At 63.1% G+C, this 7,328-nt stretch carries 8 protein-coding genes and 1 pseudogene; 7 read left to right on the top strand and 2 right to left on the bottom strand.

Annotated features, from left to right (window positions below):
• From mltB to AACR77_RS08330, 7 genes are all read left to right on the top strand, one after another.
• Nucleotides 1-905 (top strand): lytic murein transglycosylase B (gene mltB, locus AACR77_RS08360; protein ID WP_042880773.1); only part of this gene is annotated, 905 nt, incomplete at its 5' end.
• Complete coding sequence (locus AACR77_RS08355; protein WP_042880771.1) at nucleotides 847-1,770, top strand: septal ring lytic transglycosylase RlpA family protein; 924 nt, start codon at nucleotides 847-849, stop codon at nucleotides 1,768-1,770. The genes mltB and AACR77_RS08355, both read left to right, overlap by 59 nt.
• A gap of 165 nt (nucleotides 1,771-1,935) precedes the next feature.
• A complete protein-coding gene (locus tag AACR77_RS08350) occupies nucleotides 1,936-3,165 on the top strand; it encodes a D-alanyl-D-alanine carboxypeptidase family protein (protein ID WP_039041110.1) in 1,230 nt (409 codons plus the stop codon).
• 279 nt (nucleotides 3,166-3,444) lie between these two features.
• Nucleotides 3,445-3,708, top strand: a complete 264-nt coding sequence (gene ybeD, locus AACR77_RS08345; protein ID WP_010673756.1) for a DUF493 family protein YbeD — start codon at nucleotides 3,445-3,447, stop codon at nucleotides 3,706-3,708.
• A 93-nt stretch (nucleotides 3,709-3,801) separates the two neighbouring features.
• Nucleotides 3,802-4,494, top strand: coding sequence for a lipoyl(octanoyl) transferase LipB (gene lipB / locus AACR77_RS08340; RefSeq protein ID WP_010673755.1), 693 nt, complete (start codon nucleotides 3,802-3,804; stop codon nucleotides 4,492-4,494).
• Nucleotides 4,495-4,579: 85 nt separating this feature from the next.
• Nucleotides 4,580-5,545, top strand: coding sequence for a lipoyl synthase (gene lipA, locus AACR77_RS08335; RefSeq protein WP_042880769.1), 966 nt, complete (start codon nucleotides 4,580-4,582; stop codon nucleotides 5,543-5,545).
• Nucleotides 5,546-5,690: 145 nt separating this feature from the next.
• Entirely contained in the window at nucleotides 5,691-6,179 is a 489-nt protein-coding gene (locus AACR77_RS08330; protein WP_010673753.1) for a GNAT family N-acetyltransferase, read from the top strand.
• Nucleotides 6,180-6,212: 33 nt separating this feature from the next.
• On the opposite strand, the gene nqrE is transcribed toward AACR77_RS08330, so the two are convergent.
• Both nqrE and AACR77_RS08320 read right to left on the bottom strand, forming a co-directional pair.
• Complete coding sequence (gene nqrE, locus AACR77_RS08325) at nucleotides 6,213-6,812, bottom strand: NADH:ubiquinone reductase (Na(+)-transporting) subunit E (protein ID WP_010673752.1); 600 nt, start codon at nucleotides 6,810-6,812, stop codon at nucleotides 6,213-6,215.
• Between the two features lie 191 nt (nucleotides 6,813-7,003).
• Nucleotides 7,004-7,328: pseudogene (locus tag AACR77_RS08320) on the bottom strand (hypothetical protein); the annotation flags it as partial.

Genomic DNA, 7,328 nt, shown 5'->3' with positions numbered 1-7,328 from the left:
AGGTGCCGCTGGCAGAGTTGCAGGCCGCCGCCGCCCAGGCCAGCCTGCGCCAGGAGGTGCTGGACACCATCCGCCGCCCCTGGGAAGCCAAGCCCTGGCACCGCTACAGGCCGCTGTTCGTCACCCCGGAGCGCATCCGGGACGGAGTGGGATTCTGGCAGCGCCATGCCGCCACCCTGGCACGGGCCGAGCAGACCTACCAGGTCCCCGCCTCCCTCATCGTCGCCATCATCGGCATCGAGACCTTTTACGGTCGACAGATGGGGCGCCATCCGGTGCTCGACAGCCTTTACACCCTGGGATTCCACTACCCCGAACGGGCGGATTTCTTCGCCAAGGAGTTTGCCCAGCTGGTGCTGCTTGCCCGGGAAGAGAAGTGGCCGCTCACCACCCTCAAGGGCTCCTATGCCGGTGCCATGGGCATGGGCCAGTTCATGCCCTCCAGCTACCGCCACTACGCGGTCGACTTCGACGGAGACGGCAAGCGGGATCTCTTCGCCAACCCGGCAGATGCCATCGGCAGCGTGGCCAACTACTTCGCCCTGCACCACTGGCGCTGGGGCGAGCCGGTGGTGGAGCCTGCCTTGATCGGATTGGCGCCAGTAGGTACCCTGCTTGCACCCGAGCCCGAGCTAAGACACCGCTGGGCAGAGCTGGCCGCTGCGGGCATTGAAGTCGCCACACCGCCGTCACCCGAGACGCCGGTAAAACTGCTGGCGATGGAGCAGGCCGAAGGACCGGAATACTGGGTCGCGCGCCACAATTTTTACGTGATCACCCGCTACAATCGCAGCCCTCTCTATGCGATGGCGGTGCATCAACTCAGTCAAGCAATCCAGGACGCTTATGCATTACAGCCACAAACTTCTTCCCCTCAGCCTGACCTTGTTGCTGGCCGCCTGTAGCAGCCAACCCGAACCCCAGCCGCAGCCCCCGGAGCCCGTCCCCCAGGAGAAGCCCCAGGTCATCGAGATCCCCCAGGCGACCGGCGCCATTCCCCGCCCCGAACCCATGAGCGAGAGCGGCAACCGGGACTACTGGATCGGCAAGCAGAAGTTTGAGGTGTGGCGCGACATCAAGCACTACAGCGAGGAAGGCACTGCCAGTTGGCTCTCCCGGGATCTGGACGGCAACAAGACTGCCAACGGCGACGTGCAGGACAGCACCCTGTTCAGCGCCGCCCACCGCAACCTGCCCCTGCCAAGCTACGTGCGGGTCACCAATCTGGACAACGGTCTGGAGACCATAGTACGCGTCAATGATCGCGGTCCCTTCGGCAGCGATCGCCTCATCGATCTCTCCCACGCCGCCGCCGCGCAGCTGGAGATGGTGGAAGGGGGTGAGGCCCGGGTGCGCCTCGAACTCATCACCGATCAGCCGGATCAGATGGTAGAGATGGTGCCCATGACCCCGATGACGCCCATGGAGCCTGCGGCGCCAGCAGCCAATTCCTTCGCGAACGAGACGCCGGCCCCCAGTACACCGGCCAAGGCCGCCCCTGCTCCTGCCGCCACGGCAACCACCACCGTCTCCCCTCCCAAGGCCGGTGCGACCCAGGGCAAGATGATCCAGGTGCTCGCCAGCGGCTCGCAGGCGCGGGCCGAGGCCATGGGCAAGGTGATGACCCAGCGCTATGGCGTGCCGTACCAGGTGGTGGCACATGGCGCCGTCTTCCGCGTCCTGCTCGGCCCCGTGGCCAGCGACAAGCAGGCCCCCCTGCTCGAGCAGATCCGCCAGGGTGGGTTGGAGCAGGCCTTCATCGTGCCCTGATACCCGCCCCGACCTCGCGCCGGGATACGACGCGAGGTCGGGGACCATCCCATAAAATCCCGTCCAGGTCGCATCTCGGACTATGACCGACACGCACATCTGGTATAGTGGGGCCCGCTTTTTTTCAACTTGGGTACATCCCATCCAGGCACCAGGAATTTCAAGATGTCCAAATTTGCCCGCTCCGTTATTCTGGCCTCCCTGTTAAGCGCCACCGCTCAGGCCAACCAGCCTGTTCCGACCCCGGATTCGGCCCTGCCGAGTGCCCAGCCGGTCCCCACTTTGAACAGCGCCCCCATGGTGGTGCCTGCCGCGCCCGAGATCTCCGCCAAGGCCCACATCCTGATCGACTACTTCTCCGGACAGGTGCTGGCCGAGCAGAACGCTGACGAGCGTCTTCCCCCCGCCAGCCTGACCAAGATGATGACCTCCTACATCGTCGGCGACGAGCTGCACAAGGGAAACATCAAGGGCACCGACATGGTGACCATCAGCCAGAACGCCTGGTCCAAGAACTACTCCGACTCCTCCAAGATGTTCATCGAGGTGGGCAAGCAGGTCTCCGTCGATGATCTCAACAAGGGCATCATCATCCAGTCCGGCAATGACGCCTGTGTCGCCATGGCCGAGCACCTGGCAGGCAGCACCGACTCCTTCGCCAGCCTGATGAACGCCTGGGCCGCCAAGCTCGGCATGAAGGACTCCCAGTTCAAGAACCCCCACGGCCTGGATGAAGAGGGCCACTACAGTACCGCCCGCGACATGGCCCGCCTGGGTCAGGCCCTGATCCACGATCAGCCGGAGGAGTACAAGATCTACTCCCAGAAGTCCTTCGTGTTCAACGGCATCACCCAGCACAACCGCAACCGCCTGCTGTGGGACCAATCCCTGCAGGTTGACGGCATCAAGACCGGTCACGTCAGCCAGGTCGGCTACAACCTGGTCTCTTCCGCCACCAACAACGAAGGCATGCGCCTGATCGCCGTGGTCATGGGGGCCAATAGCGAGGCTTCCCGCGCCGCCGAGAGCAAGAAGCTGCTCACCTACGGCTTCCGCTTCTTCCAGAGCCTGACCCCCTACAAGGCGGGCACCGAACTGGTCACCCAGAAGATCTGGATGGGCGACAAGTCTGAAGTGAAACTGGGGGTCGACAAGGACGTCTCCGTGCTGGTCACCCGTGGCCAGGGCAACAACCTCAAGGCGGACTTCCAACTGGAGAGCGAGCTGAAGGCGCCCCTGGCCAAGGGCCAGCGCGTCGGTACCGTGTACCTCAAGCAAGGGGACAAGGAGATCAAGCAGGTTCCCCTGGTTGCCCTGGAAGAGGTGCAGGAAGGTGGCCTGATGAGCCGCCTGTGGGATTACCTGGTGATGCTGGTCTCCAGCTGGTTCAAGTAACAGACCCTTCCTCAAGCAGCGGCGCCAACAGGCGCCGCTGCTGTCTTTTGCGGTCTGTCCAGTCAATAACCCTGTAATCTGCAGGTTCCGCCGACTGACGATTTGTGGTAAAAAGCAGCATTTCCACGTCTTGCCGCACCGCCGGGTCTTGATCCCGAGGCGGCTCATGCCCATATAGACTGGGAACTGCCCCTTGGGGGCAGATGAGGGGACCGTTTCGGCGGCCCTCAAAGACGTAAAGATGACGTCGCTTCCCGGCGACCCAGAAAGGTGAAGTAGATGAATACCAAGTTTGATGAACTGCTGGAGTTCCCCTGCAAGTTCCCGTTCAAGGTGCTTGGCGTGGCCGATCCCGCCCTGCCCGACATGGTGGTGGAAGTGCTGCAGCAACATGCTCCCGGCACCTACAGCCCGACCGTTCAACCGAGCTCCAAGGGCAACTATCACTCGGTACGGGTGACGGTCACCGCCCAGAGCAAGGAACACATCGAGGCCATGTATACCGCCCTTGGCAAGATCGAGCTGGTTCGTTACGTCCTGTAAGTTGCCTCTCTCGCCCCGCCACCGGGGCGACTGATTATTTGCCGCCCGGTCGCAGCGGCGACCGTACCGACACCGCGCCGCCAGTGAGGAAAGATGTCACTCGAAACGCCCGCCGAGCCACAACCGTCAGCCGGCCAACTGCTCGTCAGACAGCTGGGCCGTCGCCCCTACCAGCCGGTGTGGGACGCCATGAAGGCGTTCACCGACAATCGCACCCCCGACACCCCGGACGAGTTCTGGGTAGTGGAGCATGACCCCGTCTACACCCAGGGTCAGGCCGGCAAGGCCGAACACCTGCTCGCCCCCGGCAACATCCCGGTGGTGCAGAGTGATCGCGGCGGCCAGGTGACCTATCACGGCCCGGGCCAGCTGGTGCTCTACGTTCTGGTGGATGTGCGCCGCAGCAAGCTCTCTGTACGGGAGCTGGTGACCTGCCTCGAAACCGCCATCATCAACACGCTCGCCAAAAGCAATATCGAGGCCTACGCCAAGGCCGATGCCCCGGGCGTCTACGTGAAGAGCGATCTGGGTATGGAAGCCAAGCTGGCGTCCCTGGGTTTGCGCATTCGCAAGGGGTGCTCGTTCCACGGGTTGGCCCTCAACGTCAACATGGACATGACTCCCTTCCTGCGCATCAATCCGTGCGGCTATGCGGGCATGGCCATGACCCAGACCAGCGCCCTGGGCGGCCCGCAGAGCGTCGCCGAGGCACAGTCCCTGCTGGTGACGGAGCTGGCCCGCCTGATTGGCTACCAAGAGATCACGAATACCGAAGAGGCGGCATGAGCAACCCCATGCCCCGTGGTCACGAGGGAGCCGCAAGGCCCCTGGTGACCGTCAACCAGACAATAACAAACACCGAGAGTGAATCATGAGCAAACCCGTTCGTATGGAGCCGGGCGTCAAGCTGCGCGATGGCGACAAGATGGCCCTGATCCCGGTGAAATTCATGCCGGATCCCAACGAGGAAGTGCTGCGCAAGCCGGAGTGGATGCGGATCAAGCTGCCGCCGTCGAGCCAGAAGATCGAGCACATCAAGAGCACCCTGCGCAAAAACAAGCTGCATTCTGTGTGTGAAGAGGCTTCCTGCCCCAACCTGGCGGAGTGCTTCAACCACGGCACCGCGACCTTCATGATCATGGGCGCCATCTGTACCCGCCGATGCCCCTTCTGCGACGTGGCCCACGGCCGTCCGTTGCCGCTGGATCCGGAGGAGCCGAAGAAGCTGGCACTCACCATCAAGGAGATGAACCTCAAGTACGTGGTGATCACCTCGGTGGACCGCGACGATCTGCGGGACGGCGGTGCCCAGCACTTCGCCGACTGCATCCGCGAGATCCGCGAGCACAGCCCCCAGACCCGCATCGAGATCCTGACCCCGGACTTCCGTGGCCGGATGGAGCAGGCGCTGGAGGTGTTCCGCGAGACCCCGCCTGACGTCTTCAACCACAACCTGGAAACCGCCCCGCGCATGTACCGGGTTGCCCGTCCGGGTGCCGACTACAAGTGGTCCCTGGAGCTGCTGCGCCGCATCAAGGAGATGCACCCCCACGTGCCGACCAAGTCCGGTCTGATGATGGGCCTTGGCGAGACCAACGAGGAGATCGTCGAGGTGCTCAAGGATCTGCGCGAGCACGGCGTCAACATGCTGACCCTGGGCCAGTACCTGCAACCGAGCCGCCACCACCTGCCGGTGAAGCGTTATGTGCCGCCCGCAGAGTTCGACGAACTCAAGGATGTGGCCATGGATCTCGGCTTCAGCCACGCCGCCTGCGGTCCCTTCGTGCGTTCCTCCTACCACGCAGACCTGCAAGCCAAGGGGGAAGAGGTCAGATAAGCCTCTTTTTCTGCCTGCAGGAAAAGAGCGCCCCTGGGCGCTCTTTTTTTTATCGCCGTCACCTCGCAGGCAGCGGTTGTCCCTTTGTGATTGGCGCCGTTCTGGCGTAACGTGGCCACTCCCCTTCTCTGGAGTGCTGTGCCGGATGCCGACTCTCACCGTTCGCCTGATCCCCCTGCGTGACGCAGACTTTCCCGCCTATCGCGACTACTTCATCGAGGATTACGCCCAGGATCTTGCCAGCAACCACGGGATGGCGCTGCCTGACGCCCACCGTCAGGCCGACGCCTCGTTGCAGCAGCTCCTGCCACTGGGTGTCGCCACCCCGGGTCATCACCTGCTCGCCATGGTACCTGAAGCCTCGAACGCACCGGGCGAGCCTCTGGGCTATCTCTGGCACGCCATCGACGGCGCCGCCGGCACCACCTTCATCTACGACTTTTATGTGACACCGCCCCATCGTGGTCGCGGCCTCGGCAAGGCTGCCATGGCCGCCCTGGAGGCGCAGCTCGCCCCCCTAGGCATCCACCAGATCAAGCTGAGGGTGGCCCATGACAACCCGAGGGCACTGGCGCTCTATCAGGCGCTGGGCTTCACCATCACGGGCTACAACATGGCAAAGCGTCTGGATTGAGCACCTTCATTGGGCCACCACCCGACCCATGGCTCAGAGCGAGATGCCGGAAAAAGACATGAAGCCGAGGGACATCAGCCCGGCCACGATGAAGGTAATGCCGATCCCCCGCAGCCCCTCGGGCACATCCGAATACTTCATCTTCTGGCGCAACCCCGCAATGGCGACGATGGCCAGCAGCCAGCCCAGCCCTGAGCCCGCCCCGTAGACCACGGATTCGATGAAGTCGTAATCCCGCTGGGCCATGAACATCACCCCGCCGAAGATGGCGCAGTGCACCGTCAGCAGCGGCAGATAGATGCCGAGCGCGTGATGGAGCGCCGGGAAATGTTTGTCGAGCACCATCTCCATCACCTGCACCAGCGCCGCCAGCACCCCGATGTAGACGATGAAATCGAGAAAGCCCAGATCAAACTCCCCGAGGAAGGTACTCTCGGGACGCAGGATATGGCGGTAGATCAGGTTGTTGAGGGGGATGGCGATCACCATGACCACCAGCACCGTCATGCCCAAACCGAAGGCCGTGTTGATGTTTTTCGAGACGGCCAGGAAGGTGCACATGCCAAGGAAGAAGGCCAGCGCCAGGTTTTCCACAAAGATCGACTGGATGAAGAGATTGACGTAATAGTCCATGAATGAGTTCACCACTTGGTTGCAATAAGAGCATGTCCGCGCCCGGCCAACGGCCAGTCGCGAAGATGACGTTTACAGAGAGAGCTGGCGCAGCACCCGGTAATGACCACGGCAGCCGCCAGACTGCCGAGCAGCCCGGTCAGCGGTACTCAATGACGGGGATCAAACGGGCGGGCGCCCGGCTGGTGAACCTAGTCGCCCTGGCAGAAGCGATATTGCAGGTGGTGGCAGCGAAGCCGCCGTGTGTGCAGAGCGCCGAAGTAGTCGGGCCGCTGCCTGAGATAGATGAGAGGCAGGAAAAACAGCAGGCCGCAGAGCAGGCCGAGGATCTCGTGCTGGAACCAGGCCAGCAGCACCTCATAGAGCTCGGCTTGAGCGGCCCCTTCCAACCGTCGACCCTGCTCGAAGCTGAGCCGCCACTGGCCGCCCGGCGGCAGGCTGACGCTGTTGACAAGCCCAGGATCGGCCGGCTCATGCAACTGCATCGAGGCGTCCTGGCCGACCGCGGCCTGACGT

This window comes from Aeromonas sp. ZOR0002 (assembly GCF_963866995.1).
Taxonomy (GTDB): Bacteria; Pseudomonadota; Gammaproteobacteria; order Enterobacterales; family Aeromonadaceae; genus Aeromonas; species Aeromonas caviae.
Note: the sequence above shows the minus strand (reverse complement) of the source record. Positions and strands in the feature narration are given on the sequence as shown.

Coding starts and splice junctions, on each gene's coding strand:
- AACR77_RS08350 (WP_039041110.1), top strand. CDS start 1,936: ATGTCCAAATTTGCCCGCTCCGTTATTCTGGCCTCCCTGTTAAGCGCC.
- lipA (WP_042880769.1), top strand. CDS start 4,580: ATGAGCAAACCCGTTCGTATGGAGCCGGGCGTCAAGCTGCGCGATGGC.
- AACR77_RS08355 (WP_042880771.1), top strand. CDS start 847: ATGCATTACAGCCACAAACTTCTTCCCCTCAGCCTGACCTTGTTGCTG.
- lipB (WP_010673755.1), top strand. CDS start 3,802: ATGTCACTCGAAACGCCCGCCGAGCCACAACCGTCAGCCGGCCAACTG.
- ybeD (WP_010673756.1), top strand. CDS start 3,445: ATGAATACCAAGTTTGATGAACTGCTGGAGTTCCCCTGCAAGTTCCCG.
- nqrE (WP_010673752.1), bottom strand. CDS start 6,812: ATGGACTATTACGTCAATCTCTTCATCCAGTCGATCTTTGTGGAAAAC.
- AACR77_RS08330 (WP_010673753.1), top strand. CDS start 5,691: ATGCCGACTCTCACCGTTCGCCTGATCCCCCTGCGTGACGCAGACTTT.